The 21,687-nt window shown below is 60.0% G+C and carries 16 protein-coding genes; 3 read left to right on the top strand and 13 right to left on the bottom strand.

Going from position 1 to position 21,687, the window contains the following annotated elements; genetic code table 11:
• Positions 1-233: 233 nt before the first annotated feature.
• Positions 234-1,375, top strand: a protein-coding gene (locus tag CK498_RS23870; protein ID WP_095623351.1) for an IS3 family transposase whose coding sequence is annotated in 2 segments (ribosomal slippage) — positions 234-456 and positions 456-1,375 — 1,143 coding nt in all. Because the reading frame shifts where the segments join, the coding sequence is not laid out codon by codon here.
• Positions 1,376-2,357: 982 nt separating this feature from the next.
• Here the strand turns inward: CK498_RS23870 and CK498_RS25970 are convergent.
• From CK498_RS25970 to CK498_RS23850, 4 genes are all read right to left on the bottom strand, one after another.
• On the bottom strand, positions 2,358-4,382 hold the full coding sequence (locus CK498_RS25970) for a site-specific integrase (RefSeq protein WP_141247002.1): 2,025 nt from the start codon (positions 4,380-4,382) through the stop codon (positions 2,358-2,360).
• Between the two features lie 3 nt (positions 4,383-4,385).
• Positions 4,386-5,945, bottom strand: a complete 1,560-nt coding sequence (locus tag CK498_RS25965; RefSeq protein WP_141247001.1) for a site-specific integrase — start codon at positions 5,943-5,945, stop codon at positions 4,386-4,388.
• 181 nt (positions 5,946-6,126) lie between these two features.
• The gene (locus CK498_RS23855) at positions 6,127-7,338 is read right to left on the bottom strand and encodes a tyrosine-type recombinase/integrase (protein WP_176475891.1); all 1,212 of its coding nucleotides are present in this window, start codon (positions 7,336-7,338) and stop codon (positions 6,127-6,129) included.
• A gap of 128 nt (positions 7,339-7,466) precedes the next feature.
• Positions 7,467-7,847, bottom strand: coding sequence for a secondary thiamine-phosphate synthase enzyme YjbQ (locus CK498_RS23850; protein WP_095623347.1), 381 nt, complete (start codon positions 7,845-7,847; stop codon positions 7,467-7,469).
• A gap of 70 nt (positions 7,848-7,917) precedes the next feature.
• Here CK498_RS23850 and CK498_RS23845 point away from each other — a divergent pair, with 70 nt between their 5' ends.
• Entirely contained in the window at positions 7,918-8,529 is a 612-nt protein-coding gene (locus CK498_RS23845; protein WP_095623346.1) for a hypothetical protein, read from the top strand.
• Here the strand turns inward: CK498_RS23845 and CK498_RS23840 are convergent.
• The gene (locus CK498_RS23840; protein ID WP_095623345.1) at positions 8,526-9,509 is read right to left on the bottom strand and encodes a TAXI family TRAP transporter solute-binding subunit; all 984 of its coding nucleotides are present in this window, start codon (positions 9,507-9,509) and stop codon (positions 8,526-8,528) included. The genes CK498_RS23845 and CK498_RS23840 overlap by 4 nt on opposite strands.
• Positions 9,510-9,703: 194 nt before the next feature.
• Between CK498_RS23840 and CK498_RS23835 the strand changes: the two genes are divergently transcribed.
• Entirely contained in the window at positions 9,704-10,180 is a 477-nt protein-coding gene (locus CK498_RS23835) for a YbhB/YbcL family Raf kinase inhibitor-like protein (protein ID WP_095623344.1), read from the top strand.
• Between the two features lies 1 nt (position 10,181).
• On the opposite strand, the gene CK498_RS23830 is transcribed toward CK498_RS23835, so the two are convergent.
• From CK498_RS23830 to hutH, 8 genes are all read right to left on the bottom strand, one after another.
• Entirely contained in the window at positions 10,182-11,132 is a 951-nt protein-coding gene (locus CK498_RS23830) for a 2-dehydropantoate 2-reductase (protein ID WP_095623343.1), read from the bottom strand.
• A 52-nt stretch (positions 11,133-11,184) separates the two neighbouring features.
• On the bottom strand, positions 11,185-12,081 hold the full coding sequence (locus CK498_RS23825; protein ID WP_229359202.1) for a PA2778 family cysteine peptidase: 897 nt from the start codon (positions 12,079-12,081) through the stop codon (positions 11,185-11,187).
• 96 nt (positions 12,082-12,177) lie between these two features.
• Positions 12,178-12,576 (bottom strand): PA2779 family protein, encoded by a 399-nt coding sequence (locus CK498_RS23820; RefSeq protein ID WP_095623354.1) that lies wholly within the window; start codon positions 12,574-12,576, stop codon positions 12,178-12,180.
• Positions 12,577-12,955: 379 nt separating this feature from the next.
• Positions 12,956-13,570, bottom strand: a complete 615-nt coding sequence (locus CK498_RS23810) for a glycine betaine ABC transporter substrate-binding protein (protein ID WP_095623341.1) — start codon at positions 13,568-13,570, stop codon at positions 12,956-12,958.
• 273 nt (positions 13,571-13,843) lie between these two features.
• Positions 13,844-15,730, bottom strand: a complete 1,887-nt coding sequence (locus CK498_RS23800; RefSeq protein WP_095623340.1) for a putative bifunctional diguanylate cyclase/phosphodiesterase — start codon at positions 15,728-15,730, stop codon at positions 13,844-13,846.
• 96 nt (positions 15,731-15,826) lie between these two features.
• A complete protein-coding gene (locus CK498_RS23795; protein ID WP_095623339.1) occupies positions 15,827-18,580 on the bottom strand; it encodes a cation-translocating P-type ATPase in 2,754 nt (917 codons plus the stop codon).
• 135 nt (positions 18,581-18,715) lie between these two features.
• On the bottom strand, positions 18,716-20,062 hold the full coding sequence (locus CK498_RS23790; RefSeq protein ID WP_095623338.1) for a Na+/H+ antiporter family protein: 1,347 nt from the start codon (positions 20,060-20,062) through the stop codon (positions 18,716-18,718).
• Between the two features lie 76 nt (positions 20,063-20,138).
• Complete coding sequence (hutH, locus tag CK498_RS23785; protein WP_095623337.1) at positions 20,139-21,686, bottom strand: histidine ammonia-lyase; 1,548 nt, start codon at positions 21,684-21,686, stop codon at positions 20,139-20,141.
• Position 21,687 lies beyond the last annotated feature (1 nt).

Genomic DNA, 21,687 nt, shown 5'->3' with positions numbered 1-21,687 from the left:
CCGTGGTGCCGGCAGCTCAGAGGACTCGGCCCGGCGTTCGAGGCGGCGAGCGGTTCTGACGGAGAGGCCGGCCTTGGCGGCGGCGACCTCCTGGGTCTGGCCTTGTTGGCGTTGCGACATATAGAGCGTGACCTGTTGGCTGGTGACCGCCATACCGGCTCCCTGGTGGGTCGGGACAAGCGGTCAAGCTTAGGGCAACCGGCCACAATAGTTGTCGTCGGCCGGCCAGAGTAATTGTCGCTCTATACCAGCTCGTGGTCGATCAGGGCTACACGCTGAAGGCAGCGTGTGAGGCGATGGGTGTTGGCAAATCCACCATGGAGTATTGGGTACGCAGGCTTCGGGCTGAGCGGGCAGGCAAAGCACCGGTGAAAGGTGAGGCTCTGACGCCGGAGCAGCGCGAGATTCAGGAGCTGAAACGCAAGCTGCACCGAGTGGAGGAGGAGAAGGCAATATTAAAAAAGGCTACCGCTCTCTTGATGTCGGACTCCCTGAACAGTTCTCGATAATCGAGCGACTTGAAGAGAGCTATGCGGTGCAGCACTTGTGTCAGGTGTTTGGGGTGCATCGCAGTAGCTACCGGGCCTGGCGTGACCGGGATAGAAGGCCCTGTGAGGCTGAGCAGAAGCTGCTGGAGCAAGTTGTCGAAGCGTATGCCGTCAGCAACGGCTCTGCCGGTGCGCGCAGCATCGCCAAGATGGTCACGCAGGCAGGCACACCGCTGAGTCGTTACCGGGCCAGCAGGCGGATGAAGCAGCTGGAGCTGGTGAGCACACAGCCGCCACGCCATGCCTACAAGAAGGCGGATCAACCGCATTTGGATATCCCGAACCTTCTCGACCGCAAGTTCGATGTACAGGAGCCAAATCAGGTATGGAGTGGCGACATCACCTACATTTGGACAGGGGCTCGCTGGGCTTATCTGGCGGTGGTCATCGATTTGTATGCGCGTAAGCCCGTAGGCTGGGCGTTGTCCTTGTCTCCGAATACGGAACTGGTGAAGAAGGCGCTAACCATGGCCTACGAGTCGCGTGGAGAGCCATTGGGCCTCCTATTTCATTCAGACCAGGGCTGCCAGTACACCAGCCTGGCATTCCGACAGATGCTCTGGCGCTACCAGATGACGCAGAGTCTCAGTCGCCGTGGAAATTGCTGGGATAACGCCCCGACAGAACGCTTCTTCAGGAGCTTGAAGTCGGAGTGGATGCCAGAGATTGGCTATCCCGATGTTGCTGCGGCGAAGCAATCTGTCACTGATTACATGATCGGTTACTACAGCAGCCTCAGGCCGCACAAGCATAACGACGGGCTGCCGCCGAATGTGACAGAAAAGAACTACTGGAATGCTCAAAACTCAGTGGCCAAAAACGCTTGACCACTACATTCTGGCCGAAAGCGGCCCTGCTTTTCATTTTCTGGCTGACGGTAGTCAGATAAAGCACTTAAGGTTGTGCCGATGGGGTTGCATTCGGCTTGAACTACCTAAGCCTATATCTTTAAGAATAGATCATTAGGATCTAAATGCGATGGCTTTTAGCTCAAAAAGGTCTAAGAGCTATTATATGAAATCTTACCCATTTAAATTAAGGGCTTATGATATAATAACATGATATGTGATGCGGTAATAATGGAGAAACCGGCCAGGGCGATCGACGTGAGTCGCCCACTAAATAAAAATCAATCATCAATCATGGATAAGATGACATGATGTATGAATTGTAGTCTTCCGTTTTGAAACAATTCTACACACCGATCTATTCTTACATATAAGCTAATGAACTTCCGTATAAGCCTTCTAATTACCAGCAGAAGAAACTTCTACAGATCATTCATCTCTCCAAGACTATGCGTTTGATAAGCTTTTTATTTTGATCGTTCTGGTCCCGCACAAAATAGGCATGACACTTCTGTTGGACTATCGCCCTGTGTCGCAGCCTACCACTAAACATCTCTCTTACTATAAACTATTATTTTCCTCACTGAGCTTAATAAGCTAACCCTCAGAAAGACGGTGTAGTTCGTCTCTCAACTCGTCGATTAGCGCCTGTTGAGAGTGGCAAATGGACAAAAGCCTATCTCGCTGTCTCTTACAGTCATAGAGACTTTGCTTTAGAGTGCGATTGCGGCTTTTGGCTGAAGCTTTCTGCTCCAACCCCTCCTTTTCCCTCACCAACGCCATGTGTGCTTTGATCCGTTGTAGCAGCTCCGGATATCGCTCCGATCTAAGAGCAGATGGTGTTTTACCAGCCTCTTTCGCTACGTTAGAGAGGCTCACTGGAGTATTAGACGGGAGATTCAATGGGTTACCTTGCTTTAACCGATTGAATGCTTCCTCAAATAAGTCAACTGCCCGCTTCTTACCTGTTTCTTTTGATAACATCTAAATAAACCTCGATAGCATGAATTTCTTGCTTCAGAGCTCCGGCGCGTAAGCTTGTGGTAGGTAGTTTTTCAAGCTCATTCTGGTGAGAAGCCCGTAATCTCAGAAGCTTGTCTTTATTCTTTTCCTCAAAGATCGCATCTGCGCAAATACCACCGCCATCACCCTTCGCGCACTTTGATATGGACTCGATCCCTCCGTATTCACAAGCCCCCGCCTTCATACAGAATCCAAGCAATGTCCTTCGAACGCCTACCTGCCCACTTCGTACGAGCTTCATCAGCTTCATTTCCTCTCCGGCATCGACGAGATTGATGACTTGGTCAAATCCCGGAATTTTTCCGTGAGGTTTCACATTACTAATTTCATCATCGATGACATCAACCAGCCGCTGATAGACGCTGTTGTAAGACTCCAAAATCAGTGCTGCTTCAGCAACGGAGTTCAGGCGAAGTTTGGTGTAGTGCCTTCCGTAATAGAGTGTCATGTTTCGCGAGAAGTGCTTCATCTGGTGCTGGATGGAGCTAACTGATATCTCATTCGACGCGAACATATTGACAGCGAGCGTTCGCCTCAATTGATGTGAGGAATAGCTCCAAGGCTTTCCGACCTTAAACCATTTCCGCTCATAAAGGTTTGGTGTCAACGAGAGTGCTATCCGTGCATCATCTTCCGTGATTTGAAGCACGTTGCTATCGAACAACTTGAGGCCTCGTCGGGTTACACTTTCGTATTCCAGCGTCTGTTTGCTGACCAAAGCTCCATGACGCATTAGAGAAGTCCGGACCTTACTTGAGTTTGAAGACCATAGCTCTGTTGAGGGGAACATCAGGTGGGGATTTTCATTGTCCTCTTTTGATAGATCAAAATTGTCCGGTAAGACGGACAAACGGAGGCGAGCAATCCTTGTACAAGCATCAACGGCTTTTTTTACTGTGTTCGGGACGACCCATCTGGCATCAGAGTCTTCGTCAGTTTTCGTGGTCTCCCCGAAAAGAAAGCATACTTCCCCCAGATATTTGTCTCGCTCCACATGAAAGCAGTCACTTCTCAGTGAGATTGCCTCCTGCTTACGCTGCATGCTGAAGTTCAGGATGTAGAGGACTGAAGCATCACGTACAAATGTGAGATACTTTGAGAAGGCTTGTGTGCTATACATATAGCCAAAATCCGGCTTGTGCTCCGGTTCAAGCCAGCGTTCAAACAACCCAAACAAACCGTATGCATGTAAAAATTCGTCAAAGCTCCCATCATACAAAACACGACGGTTTCGGTGTAGGCGCCGGCTTGTGAATGGAGATTGATACTTGGCAGGACCCACTTTCAGGTTGTGTGAATATGAGCGATGCATCCAATTGAACGCTTTCTCAATAGTGTCTTGATTCTTTAAAAAATCACTTATTACCTCATTTAACCTCTCGACTTGATAGTTCCACAGACGCTGTGGAATATACGGATGCTGGACTACTGCGTACTCCTGGGCTTCTTTGGATAGTAATTTTAAAAGTCCATCACTGGCGATACAAAATCCTAGTTCGCTTTCATAAAGTTTCAGTTTATAAAGTTGTGATATTGTATCTTTAATCCTGGCGTGTTTAAGGGCTTTAACAATATATGGAAAGATTCTCGGGAATTTGTGCAGATCACAGATCTTGATTCGGTGGCGATCACAGACACGACCGATTTTAACCAATGCATCAAAGTAGCTTCTGCAGCTCTTTACCCTCCCTGGAAAAAGCCTAGGGTGATACATGATAAAAACTGTTGCTTGTTTGATAAGAGACAAGTTTTCGCTTGATAGGTGATGTTGGCCGAAATTAAAACCATAATAACCAAGTGCAGAGAAGTCCCAGTAATCATCGCCATAAACCGACAACGCATGACCTTTTCTATCGACTGACACGGGCCAATCATTCGGCGGCGGAAACGAAGGAGGGCGGTACGACGGAGACTCTGGCGTAACCAGAGTTGTTGGCTCCATGAACTGGAGGGATACTTTCATTTTCTACTCCTCAAGAAATTCTAATATCCCTGACCAATGGGGGTGGTAGTCACCTTCAGCCACACGCATCTCGGCCTCATCTACCCATTCTTTCCTTTTTTTGCTTCCCTCCTTGAAAGATGTCATCTTTTTCGTGAGTCTCTCTATCACTATGTCGGCTGGTATCGTTTCTCTCGTGGTGATACCTGCCGCCTCGATCGTTTTGAGGTGCCGAAATGAAGCCAGTGACCACACGTAGTCCAAGGAATCAATGTCTCTCATATTCTTGCACCATAGGCAACCCGACTGATTGCTGCAATTTGGTGAGACGATCGAAAGCGGTTTGTCCTCCATCGGTACGGGCTCGCCAGAGCATTGCCCCGAAATTATGGAGACCTTCAGGTCACCCTGTTTGATAGGATCACCACTATGCCAGAACTTTGTGATTTCTGCTGCGGCACGCTGCTGGCTAGGAAGCTCGTAATTTTCGCGCAGCGTCTCCTTGACATGCTGGAGCATCTCAGACGTTAATTCCTCGTCTCCACCTGACCGCCGCAGAAACCAGTTAGATCGTGTGTTTCTTAGTGTTTTTGGTTGAATCCAAGGTATGTCGTGCTTTTCTAATAAATTTCTTATCGTTTTATAAAGAACTCTTCCTCCTGAGGACATCCTCCCTCCCATATCGCACCATGGGAAAAGGAGGTCTGATTCCGGGAAAAAATGATCTATGAATGTTAAATACTTTTGGAGGTGGGGCTTATACGACTTGTATATGCTAAACATGACTTCGCCGCCACGGCGTCTTTTGAACGCCCTCACATGCCATTTTTCACCAATGGGCTTATACTTGAATTCGGAACGTTTAAGAGATTCCGCAGTCGTTACGTTCATGCCGCTTTGGGCAATGAATATCAGAAATTCCGCCGTAACCCTGAGCGTTACAAGATACCCTCGCTTTGTTCCTATAATGCTGTCTACAGGCGCACGTGATTTCTTTATCTGATTGACTGAGCGTCTTTCCTCTTTTGTCAGGCTGTCTGGCGGTTGAAAAACAGCATCCTCGTTTACCACTCGGGTCTTGTTTAAACTTATAATAATCTCATTGTTGTCGACTAATGCATTGCGGATAGGAATTCGCAGCGGAAGCTGCCCAAGCACTGTATCAATAGTAATGCCTGAAGAAAGGTCGATCAAGAAACTACCCATTTTATAGGTGTCTTCGAGATTCTGCTTATCTGCCTCTCTTCCAACGGCCTTCTTCGATTTGGAGGGGTACTCTAACCTCGTTCGGTTAACCAAGCTAACACTTCTTGGTATTTCAAGAATTTCGCCGAAAATAGTCGAAAGACTAGATGCATATCCAATCGCAGTAGTTTTCTTTATATCAGGCGGCTTTTTGTTGCACTTTTGGAAAAGGTTTTCACAGTATTCTAGGTATGCATCTGCGAGATTATTGATATTTACGTCTTTTCCGTTTTGGTCGAAAAAGTCAAGAAATAGCTGTAGGTCGGAAAGGTATCCCTCTACAGTGGTAAGTGAGGAGCCAGAAACCAGTTTCATTTCTAGGAAATCTTTGATTTCCAAAACCAAATCCAGTCGTTGAATTTTTTTCGGTCGGATATCGCCTTGCTCGATCTGGCGGAAAAACCACCTTGGATCTAAGGCCTTCCCGTTGCTAGTATATGTGCGAACATAAAGAAATCGCCGGAGATCGAAACGCGCTTTATTCTCGACTTTCTTATGTCGAACTATTAGATCAGGTAGACTATTCATTAATTACATCTTCGATCAGTGCATCGGAATCATTTTCCCGTCCCGAGAAAAAATCAAAAAACTGGTCGGACAGTTTCTCTTTAATCGGGTCGCTTTGCACGAACCTGATGTACTTCCAGGTTGTGGATTCATCCTTGTGAAGCATTGCATCCCTGACAAAAATGATGGCATCATCCGTCCTTTCCATGGTCTCCAAGCATAACCGCATCAGTTGGGTGCCAAAAGTGGCACGACTCTGGTGAAACTTAAGCCGACCAAATTCCACATGCCCGTTTTTCATTAGCTTCTTTCTAAGCTCGGACATGAGGCGTGTGAAAGACCCCTCCTCGTACTTTCTTCCCCTTGTGGTAAGAAACAAAAGGGACTTTTCCTCTCCGGTGGCTCGGGCTTGGCGAACCAGTCGCCTAGCACTCATGGCATATTCTTGGAGAAGAACAATTATGGATGAAGGAAACAAGAGGTCGCCGCTTACGCCGAACTTAGTCTTTACTTGAGTAGGTGGTCCAACCGGTACACGCTGAAGATTATCTATGGATGGATCGCTACGAGCCGATTCAAGAGTCGAAAGGCGAAGAGTGCGGATTGTCTCGATGCGAGCCCCAGTGTAGAATCCGATCGCGAACATCAAGTAGAGCTCGGTCATCCCCTGACGCTTCAGGAAAGCGAGTAAAGTCTTTCGAGAGGTGTTGCTCAGCGGCAGCAGGCCATCCTCCACGGAGGCTCCTGGCCGTTTTCTGTTGGGTATGGCGAGATCGCTGGATGTTATGGCGATTGTCCGTTTCAAGCCGACCAGGGTATATCTACTGATGACCTGCTGTTTGTCTTCCCAGAGGTTCTCTCTCTCGATGAGTCCCTCTCTATGGGCCCATCGGTAGAAAGCCACCACTGCGCTCATTCGGGCCGAGGTAGTACTTGGCGACAAACCTCCCTCGTCACGCCTTTCAATCAGATGGCCGCGGTACCGAACGAGACATCGCTGCTTCTTCTTATTAGGGAAATGCCGCCAATCCACGCCTACGCCTTCTAGGAACTCTGCATAGTCACGCAGGTGATTCATCAATGCGTTGACGGTCTCAATATTTTTCCCGGCTGCTAGCCGTTGGATAGCGTAGATATTGGCTTCAACCCAAGGCTCTCCGTTTTCATGAAAGATCTGAGGACAATCGTAGATAGCATTCTGCGTGTCATCAACTACCCATGGCATCCCAAACTCATCTGAACTACTCGTGTCCAATCTCATGAGTTTGTAGTTGAATTTCTCTCGTATAGCCAAGCTTGAACACCTGAAAGGCACCTTTTATGTCAAAAGGATCCTATGTCAGGTGTGTGGTGTCAATTAGTCTTTTCGGGTGTAAGCCAGATGCCCTGCCAGGTGCCGGTGGCCAGGCGCCCGCCGCGCACCGCCAGGGTCAGCTGGGTACCGAACAGGCTGGCGGCAACGTGGGCGGGCATATCGTCGGGGCCTTCGAGCGTATGCCGAAAGTAGGGCAGGTCGCCGGGCACCAGGCGGCGCAGGAAGGCGTCCATGTCGTGACGCACGTCGGGGTCGGCGTTCTCGTTGAGCGTCAAGGATGCCGAGGTGTGCAGCAGCTGCAGGTGCAGCAGCCCAACCTCGCAATCGCCCAGGGCCGGGATAGCGGCGACCACCTCGTCGCTGATCAGATGAAAGCCGCGAGCGCGTGGGGCCAGGCGAATCTCCGTTTGTTGCCACATACTGGTTTCCTCCTGGGTTGTATGGGGCCTATGGTAATAGCACAGGCAACATCGCGTCAGGAGGACACCGATGGCAATGACGCCGATTCAGCGTGAAGCTCCCACTGATGACTTCCTCGCCGAGCGGGTTCTCTCCCAGGCGCTGGCGATGGCCGAGCAGACGGGCTGGGAGGGTGTCGAGTTGACTCGCGTGGCGGCAGCGCTGGAGATACCGGCCGCCGCGGTGCTCGACCACTATCGCGACCGTGACGCCGTGGCCGACGCCTGGTTCCTGCGCGGCTGGCGCGCCATGCTCGCCGAGAAGCCCGAAGGGTTCGCCGACTGGGCGGCCCGCGAGCGTATCGAGCACTGCCTGCTGGCGTGGTTCGATGCACTGGCTGCGCATCGTCGCGTCAGCGTCGAGATGCTGCGCAGCAAGGCACACCCGCCACACCTGCATACCTGGGTGCCGATGGTCTTCGATCTCTCGCGAACCGTACAGTGGCTGCGCGAGGCGGCGATGCTCGAGGCGCCTTATGGCACGCGTCGCGCCCAGGTTGAGGAGATCGGCCTGACGGCGCTGCTGGTTGCCACGCTGCGGGTCTGGGCCCACGATGAGACGCCGGGCGAGCAGGAGACACGCCGCTACCTCAGCAAGCGGCTGCGCCATGCCGAAGGACTGATGAGGCGACTAGGCGGTTAGGTAGCCTCGTCGTCGTCAGGGGTATCGTCCACCAGCCAACCACGCTCGCGGTAGTAACGCTGGGCGCCCTCGTGAAGTGGTGCCGAAAGCCCATCACGGATCATGCTCTCGGGCTCGAGTAGCGAGTAGGCGGGGTGGAAGGAGGTGAAACGCTCGAAGTTGTCGAAAAGCGCGGCGACCAGGGCGTAGATCCGCTCGGGGTCGGCTGACTCGCTGGCCACCAGCGTTGCGCGCACACCGAAGGTCTGTACTGCTGGCTGGTCGTCGTGATACAGACCGGCGGGAATCTCGGCGTGTGTGTAGTAGGGGGCAGTCGCGATCAGCGCTTCTACGGCGTCACCCTCGACGTCGACGATGGCGGCATCGCATAGCCGGATGGCCTGAGCGATGGAAGCATCGGGATGACCGACGGTATAGACCATGGCCTCGACCCTGCCGTGGCAGAGTTCGAGTGACTGTTGATCCGCGGGTAGCTCGTTGACCACTGTGAAAGCGTCGAGCGTCCAGCCCTGGGCATCCATCAACTGCAGCATGGTGCCGCGTTGCCCGGAGCCGGGATTGCCGATATTCACCGAGCGCTGGGCGAGATCGGTGAACTGTGAGATGCCGGCATCGCGCCTCACCACCAGGGTGAAGGGCTCGCTATGTACCGAGAACAGCGCGCGCAGCCCGTTGTCTGGGCCGGCCTCGGCGAAGCCTTCGATGCCCAGCGTGGCGTGATAGTGCAGATCCGACTGAGCCAGCGCGATCTCCAGCTCGCCGCTGCGCAGTGCCGCGAGATTGTCTACCGAACCACCCGAGGTGCGGGCTTCACAAGGAGCATCGAGCAGTCGGCACAGCGACTGGCCGGTAATGTGGTAGACCCCGGTAGGACTGGCGGTGCCGATGACCAGTGGCGACTCGGCCTGGGCAAGTGGCGTCAGGCCGAGCAGCAGCGCGGCGAGGCAGGTACGTCGGTGAGTGGCGTTGCGAAGAGCCATGTGCTCTATCCTCCCCGTTATCATGTCGCCGGACCTAAGGCGCTGGCGTGGCGGAGTCCGTGGGGCAGGCAGGCTGCCCAATGCAGGCGCGCTATGCTGAAGTCTAGTCGCTTCGCGGCGCTTGCGCGTTGACAGGCACACGGCCATCTTCGATGCTGGCGCTCTCAATCCGACAGCCAAGGAGGATCGTCTCTATGGCATTTGCACCCTCGACCATGCAGCTAGAGAGTTCGGCCTTTGCCAATCATGGCCAGATTCCCAGCAAGTACACGGGCGAGAGCGACAACGTCTCGCCAGCGCTGAGTTGGTCAGGCGCGCCGGAGGGCACCCGGGGCTATGCGCTGATCTGCCACGACCCGGATGCGCCGCTGGTGAAGGAGGGGCAGTACGGCTTCGTGCACTGGGTGTTGTATAACCTGCCGGCCTCGGTGACCTCGCTGGAGGAAGCCACCGACAGCGGTACTGTTGGGCTCAACGACGGTGGGGGCGACGGCTACATGGGGCCGATGCCCCCGGAAGGGCACGGCTTGCATCTCTACTATTTCTGGGTGCTGGCGCTGGACGCCGAGCTCGAACTGCCCGCCGGGCTGACGCTCAGCCAGCTGCTCGAGAAGGTCGAGCCGCACTTGCTGGGCATGAACCGCCTGGTCGGCACTTACCAGCGCGGCTGAGTCATTTAGCTCCCCGCTCGGCGGCGGCCTCCCGGGCCGCCAGCTCCTGGGGCAGCAGCGCGGCGTGGATCACCCGGTTGACCGGGGTGGCCACGTCGAGCTCGATCCCCAGGCGCACCACCGCCCCGTTCTGCGACTCCAGCTCGGATGGCCGCCCGTCGACGATGTCGCGCTGCATGGAGGCGGTGCTCTTCTCCGGCAGGGCATCGATGAATTTCATTGCCCGCGCCACGGCGTCGTCGGGCAGCGCGACGCCCTTGGCCACTCCTACCCGATAGATTTCCTCGAGGATCGACTCGATCAGCGCACGGCTGTCGGGCAGGCGGCGGGTCACGCCGATCGGTGCCCGACTGATGCTGCCGATGCCGCTCATGGCACAGATGAACAGAAACTTGCTCCAGATCGCCACCTGGATGTCCTCGGCGACCTCGGCGGTGATGCCTTGCGCACCTGCCAGGCACTCGCGGATGGCGGCCACCCGCTCGCTCTTGCGGTTGTCGAGTTCGCCGAGACGAATGAAGGGCTCGATGCCGGCATGGCGGATCACCCCGGGGGCCTCGCGCCAGGCGAGGATGCCGCACAGCCCGCCGATGACTCTCTCGGCGCCAACCTCACGGGCCAGATGGTCGGCGGCTTCGACGCCGTTCTCCAGTGGCAGTACGCAGGTGTCGGGGCCGAGCAGTGGCGTCATGGCGGCCGCGGCGTCGGCCACCTGCCACGCCTTGACGGCGACGATCACCAGGTCGACCGGACCGACGCTTGCCGGATCTTCGCTGGCCTGGGCTGGGGCGACATGGAAGTCGCCGTGGATGCTGTGCACCTTGAGGCCATCACGCTGGATGGCGGCGAGATGCTCACCGCGGGCGATGAAGGTAACGTCTTCGCCTGTGGCGGCCAAGCGGCCGCCGAAGTAGCCGCCAACGCCGCCGGTGCCGTAGATCGCGATGCGCATGGGGGTCTCCTGAGTGGTACGGCCGCTCGTGGGCGGCCGCGGGTAATAGGGGTCAGTCGTTGAAACGGGTCAGCGCCTGCTCGGCGTCGTCCTGCCAGCGGCTGGGCAGGATGGCGGCCTGCTGCAGCGCCCGGTGCGCCTCGCTGCGCTGGCCGAGTCCTTCCAGGGTCAGCCCCAGGTTGAGCCAGGCCACGGCCAGGTCTGGCTGGCGCTCGGTGGCATGCCGGAAAGCATTGGCAGCGTCTTCGGGGCGGCCGGCGCCATACTCGGCATTGCCCAGCGCGAACCAGGCCATGGCGTCCTGCGGCCAGCGCTCGGTTACTGCGCGCCAGGCAGGCAGCGCAGCCTCGGCGTCGTTGGCCTGTTCGAACGAGGCGATGGCGTCCATGGCGCGACGTGGCCCTACGCTCACCGGCAGTTCACCGGGGGGCAGGGCGACCATCGCCCAGCGCTCGCTGCGCGCCCAGGTAGCATCGAAGCGGCGGAACGACTCCAGGCGGTTGGCTTCCTCGCCGCTGTGCAGCGTCAGCAGCTGTTCGTCGAGGTCGTAGCCGATTGCCACCGCGTAGTGCCACATCGGCCACAGCGGCAGCGACAGGTTCTGCATCACCACCACTGGATGGCCAGCATCGAGCTCCTCGAGCAGTGACGTGAAATTGCCGTCGAGCACGAAGCTGATGCGGTCGTAGCGGCGCACCGTCGACTGCATCTCGGGCTGCACGCTGCCGTCGCGGTTGGGCAGGAAGACCTGGGGAATCAGGCTGTCGACGCTGACATCGACGCCGGAATAATTGAGCACCATGGCCAGCGAGGCGGGGCCGCACTGATAGTCGCGTTGGGCGTGGAAGGGCACGCCGTCGATATAGGTGCGCTCGGCGACCCCCATGTCGACGGGGCTGGCCAGGCGTGGGCCGGTGGCGCAGCCGCCGAGCAGTAGGAGGGCAGTCATCAACAGCAGAACGCCCGCAGTGCGGGCGTTCCATGCTTGCCGTTGTGACTGCTGTCGCGGCGCTTGCCGTTCAAGCAGATGAGACATGCGGCTGCCTCAGCGAGTGAACGGGAAGACGTTGGTCAGGCCGAGCAGATCGGTGACCAGCAGCAGTACGAAGATGAAGACCAGCGCCCCAACCACGCTGGCACCGGCCGGCAGGTCGTCGAGCTGCTCGGCCATCTGGCGCACTTCGGCGTCGGACAGTGCCGCCACGCGGGCCTCGACATCGGCCGGGTCGACGCCCTGGGCGACCAGCTGATCCTGAACGTCCTGGCGAGAGAGCATTTCGTTGATGCGTTCGCGGTCGGCGCTGACCTGGTCGGCGCTCAGGGCATCCTGAGTGGTGACCAGTGAGTTGGCTGGCGCGGCCTGCGGCGCAGCCGCAACCGGCAGGCTGCCGAGGACCAGGAAGGCGATCAACAGCGGGCTGAGGACTCGAGAGAGCTTCTTCATCATGGGATGGTTCCTTTCTTTTGGGAGTGGCTTCCGGCTTCTTGATGATCCTTGAGTCTTGCGTCTTGGCATCCGTGCTTGCGGCGATGCCATATCAGTATAGAGTCAGATGCCGATGATTTTCATGCCTTTTTTGCTAACTCTTTGTCAAGCAGACGGCGAATCAGCGCGGTGTCGGCGTCACGGTGGGTGGGTAGCTCGAAGCGCGCCTCGGCATCTGTGGGCTGACCGACCAGCCCTGGTCCAGCGCAACCTGGGGCAAGTCGCGGCCAGGGGTGAACCACTTGCCCTCCTCGAGACCGCCGTAGCTGGGAAGGTTGAGCTTGCGATGCTGGTGGCAGTGTGCCAGCCATGCACGCTGAGCTGAAGGTTCTGAGGGTTACAGCAGGTCATGTTCCTCGAGGAACGCCTCGGCGACGTGCTCGATGGTCTCGCGCTCGACGTCGACGCGGGCGTTGAGCCCGGCCATGGTGGCATCGTCGAGCAGCGCCGACAGGGCGTTGAGCTGCTCCTCGAGTTCGGGGAACTCCTCGAGGGTCTCTGCACGGATCACCGGGGTCAGCGCATAGGCCGGGAAGTAATTGAGGTCGTCTTGCAGGACGCGCAGGTCGAAGGCCGGAATGCGCCCGTCGGTGGCGAATACCACCGAGACATCGACCTCGCCATCGCGCAGCGCCGGGTAGGTGAGGCCGGTATCCATGCGGCTGACATTGGAGTGGCCGAACTCGAACTCATACATCTCCTGCAGCGGGCGCAGGCCGTCGTCGCGGGCGTAGAACTCCACGTTGGAGGCCAGCGTCAGCTCCTCACCATCGTTGATCGCTGCGGCCAAATCGGAGATGGTCGCGATGCCGCGCTCCTCGGCATCCTCCTCGCGCATCGCCAGGCCATAGGTGTTGTTGGCATTAGACGGTTCGAGCCATACCAGGCCGATCTCGGCATCGAGTTCCTTGACCCGGGCGTAGGTTTCTTCAGGATCGAGTCGCTCGCTGATGTCGTGGCAGCTGCGAGTAGAGCAGTACGGCGATCACTGCCGGCACGTAGCCGATGCCGTGGCCGATCAGCGACAGGATCGGGATCATGATGCCGAACACTGCAGAGCGCGACCCGGACGACAGCACACGTAAGGCGTGCAGCGGTGCGTGGACGAGTCGTTGAACTCGAGGTGGGGCGGGTCGCGTTGGAACGACCTCAGTCTAGCAAAGGCGGGTATCTATTTGTTTTGAAAATGAATAACGATTTCAAATTGCAATCATGAATAATGCTGTTAGACCTCCGGGGGTGGTGTGGGTGACAGCGGCGCCGGGCCGGCCAGCAGGCGAGCAAAGGCGTCGGCGGGTAGCGGTCGGCTGATCAGGTAGCCCTGAATCGCATCGCAGCCCTCGACGCTCATGAAACCGAGTTGCTCGGGGGTCTCGACGCCCTCGGCGGTCACCGTCAGTCCCAGACTGTGGCCGAGGGCGATGATCGCGCGGGCGATGGCGGCATCGTTGGCGCCGCCGGGGATGTCGCGGACGAAGCAGCGGTCGATCTTGAGCTTGTGAATCGGCAGCTGCTTGAGGTGACTGAGCGACGAATAGCCGGTGCCGAAGTCGTCGATAGCCAGGCTGATACCCTGCTCCTTGAGCTGGCCGAGTGCCTCGATGGCACGCTTGGCGTGTTGCATGATGAAGGTCTCGGTGACCTCGAGCTCGAGCTTATCTGGGCTGAGTCCGCTGACCTTCAGCGCATGATTGATCGAGGCCACCAGCTCGCCGCCATCGATCTGGGGACCGGCCAGGTTGACCGCCAGCCGCTCCAGGGACAGGCCTTGGCCGATCCACTCGGCGACCTGGGTGCAGGCCTGTTCCAGCACCCACTGGCTAATTTCGCCAATCAGGCCACCACTCTCAGCGGCATCCAGGAACAGCCCCGGCGCGACAAGATCGCGAACAGGGTGCTGCCAGCGCACCAGCGCCTCGGCACCGATGATTCGTCCACTGGCGGTGGCCACGATCGGCTGGTAGTGAACCACGAACTCGCCGCGCTCCAAGGCATAGCGCAGCTCGGTCTCGAGTAACAGCTGGGCCTGGGCGGCCGCGGTCAATTCGGTGGTATAGAAGTCGTAGCAGTTACGACCGCGGGCCTTGGCGCGATACATCGCGGCCTCGGCATATTCGAGCAGCTCGATGATATCGTCTGCATCGCCGGGGTAGACGCTGATACCCAGGCTGGTGGTAACGAAGAGTGTCTGGTCGCCAAGCATGAAGGGCTGCTTGAAGTGCTCGAGCAGCTTGCCAGCAATGATCATGGCGTCCTGGGGAATCATCAGGTCCTCGAGCAGGATCACGAACTCGTCGCCGCCCAAGCGGGCCACAGTATCGACGGCACGAAGGCCATGCAGCAGGCGCTGGCTGACTTGTCGCAGTAGTTCATCGCCAAGCCGGTGACCGAGGGTCTCGTTGATGACCTTGAAGCGATCGAGGTCGAGCAGCAGCACCGCGAAGTTGCGACCGAAGCGCTTGGCACGGCGCTGGGCGTGGCGCGCACGTTCGACGAACAGGGTGCGATTGGGCAGCCCGCTGAGGGCATCGTAGTAGGCGAGCTCGTTGAGCTGCCGTCGCACGCGGTGGGTGGCCATGCTGGCGCCGAGCACGTCGCCGACCATCTGCAGGGCATCGAGCTCGATGCCCGACCACTCGCGCTCTTCATCGGTATCGTCGAAGCCAATGAAGCCCCACAGGGTGTCATCCACCTGGATCGGCATTACCGCCAGCGACAGGATGCCTTGGGCGATGAAGTGGGCTTGCTCTGACGCCGGCATATCGCGAACCCGCCCGGTAATCGCCATGCCTTGCTCGAGCTGCTGCGTCCAGCGGCCGTTGCCAATTGCGTCAAGGGGCATGTGCTGAAGCGTCGGGGTGTCGAGCTGCGCGTTGACGTCGGCCCGCACCCATTCCAGCCGCTGGCTGGCCAGTAAACCGCGATGGGCATCACGGTGTAGCTGGAAGATGTACACCCGGCTGACGTCCATGGTCTCGCCGAGGCGAGCCAACACCGCTTGCTGAGCTTCGCTATCGTCGCCGGCGCGCAGCAGCCGGGTGGCGGCAAAATGCATCGCCTGAATGATCCTGCCACGTCGTGTGACTTCCTGATCCGTTGCGTGCGCGCTCATTGACGCCGGCTCTCCCTGCTCTGTTGTTATTGCGATTGCCCAAGTTTATGAGCGTTTCGTTATTTCAACAGTAGCAGTTTTGTCACCGGCTGGGGGTCAACCGGCCGTCGCCGGTTGGGCGTGGCGGCCACGGCGGCGCAGCACCCACTTCTCTCCCTCGACGACCAGGAACAGCGCCACGCTGGCGGCCACAATCATCAGCCAGTGGTTCACGCCCAGCGCGGCGCTGGCGAAGATGACTTGCATGAACGGCAGGTAGGTCCAGGCCAGCTGCAGCAGCATCACCAGTGCGATGGCGATCCATACCGGCCGGCTGCCGAAGACGCCTTGCCAGGACAGCGAGCTGTTGATCAGGTAGCGGCTATTGATCAAGTAGGCGGCGCTACCGGTAACCAGCATGTTGACCGCGCCGCTGCGTGCCAGCTCCTCACTGCCGCCCTGGGCCAGGATCCAGCTGAACATGCCGAATACCCCGGCAAGCAGCAACACCGAGACGAACACCACCCGCCACAGCAGGAACATATCGAGCAGCGCGGCGTCCGCATCGCGTGGTTGGCGGGCCATGATGTCGGGCTCAGCGTCCTCGAAGGCCAGCGCCAGACCGAGGGTTACCGCCACCACCATATTGACCCACAGTGCCTGCAGCGGGGTCACCGGCAGTAGGGTGCCGGCCAGCACCGCGAGCATGATCGCCAGACCCTGGCCGCCGTTGGTCGGCAGCAGGAAGGTGATGGTTTTACGGATATTGTCGTAGACCTTGCGGCCCTCCTCGATGGCGCCGGCAATGGTGGCGAAGTTGTCGTCGGCGAGCACCATCTCGGCGGCCTCCTTGGCCGCCTCGGTGCCCTGGATACCCATCGCCACGCCGACGTCGGCGCGTTTCAGCGCCGGGCCGTCGTTGACCCCGTCGCCGGTCATGGCGCAGATCCCGCCGCGGGCCTGCATCGCCTTGACCAGGCGCAGCTTGTGCTCGGGGGCGGCACGGGCGAAGACGTCGACCTCGAGGATGCAGTCCTCCAACTCGGCATCCGACATCGCCTCGACCTCACGGCCGGTCAGCGCTCGCTCGGTGTGGGCGAAGCCCAGCTGCTGGGCGATGGCGCGGGCGGTCACGGCGTGGTCGCCGGTGACCATCACCGGGCGGATGCCGGCCTCCAGGCACTGCTTGACGGCGCGAATCGCCTCCTCGCGGGGCGGGTCGAGCAGCCCCACCAGCCCCAGCAGCACCAGCTCCTCTTCGGCGTGCTCATCGGCCAGTTCATCGACGTCGTGGAGCGTCTTCTCGGCCAGCGCCAGTACCCGCAGGCCGCGGGCGGAGAGGTCGTGGATGCGTGCTTCCCACGCCTGCACGTCGAGTTCGACACTGTCACCGTCAGCACTGCGCTGGCGGTGGCACATCTCCAGCAGGCGGTCCGGTGCGCCCTTGACCAGCAGCCGCGGCTCGCCGTCGAACTCGTGGAGGGTAGCCATGTACTTGCGTTCCGACTCGAAGGGGATGGCATCCTGGCGCTGGTGGTCACCGCGCAGTTCGCGGGCCTCGATGCCGGCCTTGGCGGCAGCCACTACCAAGGCGCCTTCGGTGGGGTCGCCGTGGATCAGCCAGCGGCCATCCTCCTCGGCGAGCTCGGCGTCGTTGCACAGTACCCCGACCTTGAGAAAGTGCCGCAGTGCCGGCTGCTCATCGAGGTCGAGGGCGCTCTCGCTGGCCCGGTGGTCGTCCACGCGGTGAAAGGCGCCCTCAGGGGCGAAGCCGACCCCGTCGAGGCGGATCTCGCCAGTGGCCAGCCAGATCGCCTGGGCGGTCATCTCGTTGCGGGTCAGGGTGCCGGTCTTGTCGGAGAAGATCGTCGAGATCGAGCCCAGTGTCTCCACCGCCGGCAGCCGGCGGATGATGGCGTTGCGCTTGGCCATGGCCTGTACGCCGAGCGCCAGGCCGATGGTGACGATGGCCGGCAGGCCTTCGGGAATCGCCGCGACGGCCAGGCCCACCGCGGCCATGAACATCTCGCCGAGGGGCTGACCGTGGACCAGCATGCCGAACAGCCCGGTGAACAGCGCGGCGGCGAGGATGAACAGCGCCAGCACTCGGCCGGCGCGGTCGATCTGGCGCAGCAGTGGGGTCTTGAGCTGTTCGACGCCGCGCAGCATCTCGGAGATGCGGCCGATCTCCGAGCGCGTGCCGGTCTCCACCACCAGCCCGCGGGCGGTGCCCTGGACGACGATGGTACTGGCATAGGCCATGGCCGTGCGGTCGCCAAGCTCGCTGACGGCGTCGACCGGCTCGAGCTGCTTGTCGACCGGTGTCGACTCGCCGGTCAGCGCGGCCTCTTCGGTGCGCAGTCGCTTGGCCTCGATCAGACGCAGGTCGGCGGGCACCCGGTCGCCGCTCTCGACCATCACGATGTCACCCGGCACCAGCGCCTCGGCGTCGATGGTCTGGCGCTGGCCGCCGCGTAGCACCTTGGCCTGGGGCGAGAGCATGTTGCGTATGCTGTCCAGCGCCTGCTCGGCCTTGCCTTCCTGGACGAAGCCGATCAGCGCGATGATCACCACTACGCCGACGATCGCCGCGGCGTCGAGGGTATGACCAAGGCCCAGGCTCGCCAGCGCAGCGACCAGCAGGATCATCATCAGGATATTGTTGAACTGTTCGAGCAGGCGTCGCCACCAGGGGCGGCCCTCGGCCTGCTGGAGCTGGTTGGGGCCATAACGCTCGAGGCGTTGCTTGGCCTCAGCGTCGCTGAGGCCCTCGGCCTGGCTGTCGAGCTCGGCCAGGGCATCTTCCGCGGAAAGGGCATGCCAGGCAGTGCTGGCACCATGGGCAGAGCGAGTCGACGGCTGGTCAGGCATCCTGGCCTCCTTGTCGGGAATCGATGGTAAGCAGGTGTAGCATAGACAATGCTGCACTGCAGTGATCCATATCAAGCCAGCCGTCGATGGCTCAGACGCCGAGTGCGGCAGCATCTGAGACTCGCGTGATGCGCCTTACAGGGTCATGGCGGCGACCCAGCCGAAGGCGATTAGCGGGATATTGTAGTGCAGGAAGGTCGGCACCACGGTGTCCCAGATATGGTCGTGCTGGCCGTCGGCGTTGAGGCCGGCGGTAGGGCCCAGGGTCGAGTCCGAGGCCGGCGAGCCGGCGTCGCCCAGCGCCGCGGCGGTGCCCACTAGCGCTATCGTTGCCATCGGCGAGAAGCCGAAGCCCAGCGCCAGCGGCACGTAGAGCGAGGCGATGATGGGGATGGTCGAGAATGACGAGCCGATGCCCATGGTGATGAACAGCCCCACTAGCAGCATGACCAGCGCGGCCAGGCCCCTGTTGTCGCCGATCAGCTCGGCGGAGCCGGCCACCAGACCTTCGACCTCGCCGCTGGCCTGCATCACGCTGGCAAACCCCGCCGCGGTGATCATGATGAATCCCACCAGCGCCATCATGCGCATGCCTTCGGTGAAGATGCCATCCTGCTCGTGCCAGCGGAACACGCCGCTCACCGACAGCAGTGCGAAGCCGAAGATGCCGCCCAGCACCATCGAGCCAGTCACCAGTTGCACCGCCACCGTGCCCACCAGCGAGGCGGCCAGCACGGCTTTCTGCCAGGGCGCCAGATGGCGTGCCGCCTCGGCGGGTGTCTCGTCGCCGTGGGCCAGGTCACGGTCCTCGTAGCGGCGCCCCTTGCGATAGCTGAACAGTACCGCCACGGCCAGGCCCAGCGCCATGCCGCCGATGGGGATCAGCATCGCCATGGGTACCATGCTGCGGGTCACCTCGAGGCCCAGCGCGGCACCGCTTTCGTTGAGGTTGGCGAGCAGGATATCGTTGAGGAAGATCGCCCCGAAGCCCACCGGCAGCAGCATATAGGGCGCGGTGATGCCGAAGGTGATCACGCAGGCCGCCACCCGGCGGTCGAGGTTGAGGTGATTCATCAGCTTGAGCAGCGGCGGCACCAGCACCGGGATGAAGGCGATATGCACCGGGATCAGGTTCTGGGAGCTGACCGCGGCGGCCAGCAGTGCCGCCAGCAGGGTGTAGGCCACCAGACGGCGATTGCCGCCGTCGCTGTCGAGGTTGAGGCCGGCGATGGCGCGGTTGGCCAGCAGCTCGGTGATGCCCGAGCGCGACAGCGCCACGGCGAAGGCGCCCAGCACGGCGTAGGAGAGCGCGATGGTGGCGCCGTTGCCGAGCCCGTCGTTGAAGGCGTCGAGGATCTCGCCCAGCGGCATGCCGGCGACCAGGCCGCCGACCAGGGTGGCGACGATCAGCGCGAAGACCACGGAAACCCGGGCAAGACTCAGGGAGACCATCACCAGGATGGCCAGAACGATGGCATTCATGAAGCACTCTTATGGTTGGATTGAGCAGGGATGACGAGCCCCGCGGCCAGGCGCCGCGGGGGTAGATCACGGTGGCTCAGCGAGCGCTGGGCAGCATACCGGTGGGCATCAACGGGCTCAAGATGCGCGCTGCCAGCAGCTCGCTGGCGGCTTCGATATCGGGGCCGAAGAAGCGGTCCTTGGCGTAGTAGGCGACGCGTTCACGCAGGGCGCTACGAGCCTGCTCCAGCGCCGCTGTGCTGGTCAGCCGCTCGCCGGATTGGACCCGGAAGTCGAGGCCCTGGCAGGCCGCCAGCCACTCGATGGCCAGTATCCCGCGCACGTTGTCGGCCATCTCCCATAGCCGTTTGCCGGCCGCCGGTGCCATGGAGACATGATCCTCCTGGTTGGCCGAGGTGGGCAGGCTGTCGACGCTGTGCGGGTGCGCCAGCGCCTTGTTCTCGCTGGCCAGAGCCGCCGCCGTCACTTGGGCGATCATAAAGCCGGAGTTGACCCCGCCGTTCTCGACCAGGAACGGCGGTAGCTGCGACATATGCTTGTCCATCATCAGCGAGATGCGGCGCTCGGTCAGCGAGCCGATCTCGGCGATGGCCAGCGCCAGGTTGTCGGCGGCCATGGCCACCGGCTCGGCGTGGAAGTTGCCGCCGGAGATGATGTCGCCCTGCTCGGCGAACACCAGCGGGTTGTCGGAAACCGCGTTGACCTCTACCGCCAGCACCTCGGCGGCCTGGCGCAGCTGGGTCAGGCAGGCGCCCATCACTTGGGGCTGGCAGCGCAGCGAGTAGGGGTCCTGGACCTTGCCGCAGTCGACGTGGGAGTCGCTGAGCGCGCTGCGCTCGCCGAGCAGGTGGCGGTAGGCCGCGGCGGCGTCGATCTGGCCCTGCTGGCCGCGCACCTCGTGGATGCGCGGGTCGAAGGGCGAGCGTGAGCTCAGCGTGGCCTCGACGGTCAGCGCGCCGCAGACCGTGGCGGCGGCGTAGAGGTCTTCGGCGTCGAATAGCCCCTTCAGCGCATAGGCGCTGGAGACCTGGGTGCCGTTGAGCAGCGCCAGGCCCTCCTTGGGCGCCAGGGCGATGGGCTGGAGGCCGGCGATGTCCAGTGCCTGGCGGGCGGGGATCCATTCGCCCTGGTAGCGGGCCTTGCCTTCGCCGAGCAGTACCACGCTCATATGGGCGAGCGGTGCCAGGTCGCCGGAGGCGCCCACCGAGCCCTTGAGCGGGATATGCGGGTAGACCTCGGCGTTGACCAGTGCGATCAGTGCGTCGAGCACCACGCGGCGAATGCCGGAGACGCCGCGCGCCAGGCTGTTGACCTTGAGCACCATGATCAGCCGCACCAGGGCGTCATCGATGGCCGGGCCGACGCCGGTGGCATGCGACAGCACCAACGAGCGCTGCAGGTCCTCGAGGTGCTCGTGCTCGATGCGGGTCTGGGCCAGCAGGCCGAAGCCGGTGTTGATGCCGTAGACGGTGCGGTCCTCGGCGACGACCTGGTTGACGCAGTCGACGCCTTGCTGGATGGCGGCATTGGCGCTGTCGGGCAGGCTCACCTGGATGGGCGCCTCGAAGACCTGGCGCGCCTGGGCCAGGGTCATCTTGCCGGGGTGAATCTCGAGATGTGGCATG

It is taken from the genome of Halomonas salipaludis (assembly GCF_002286975.1).
Taxonomy (GTDB): domain Bacteria; phylum Pseudomonadota; class Gammaproteobacteria; order Pseudomonadales; family Halomonadaceae; genus Franzmannia; species Franzmannia salipaludis.
Note: the sequence above shows the minus strand (reverse complement) of the source record. Positions and strands in the feature narration are given on the sequence as shown.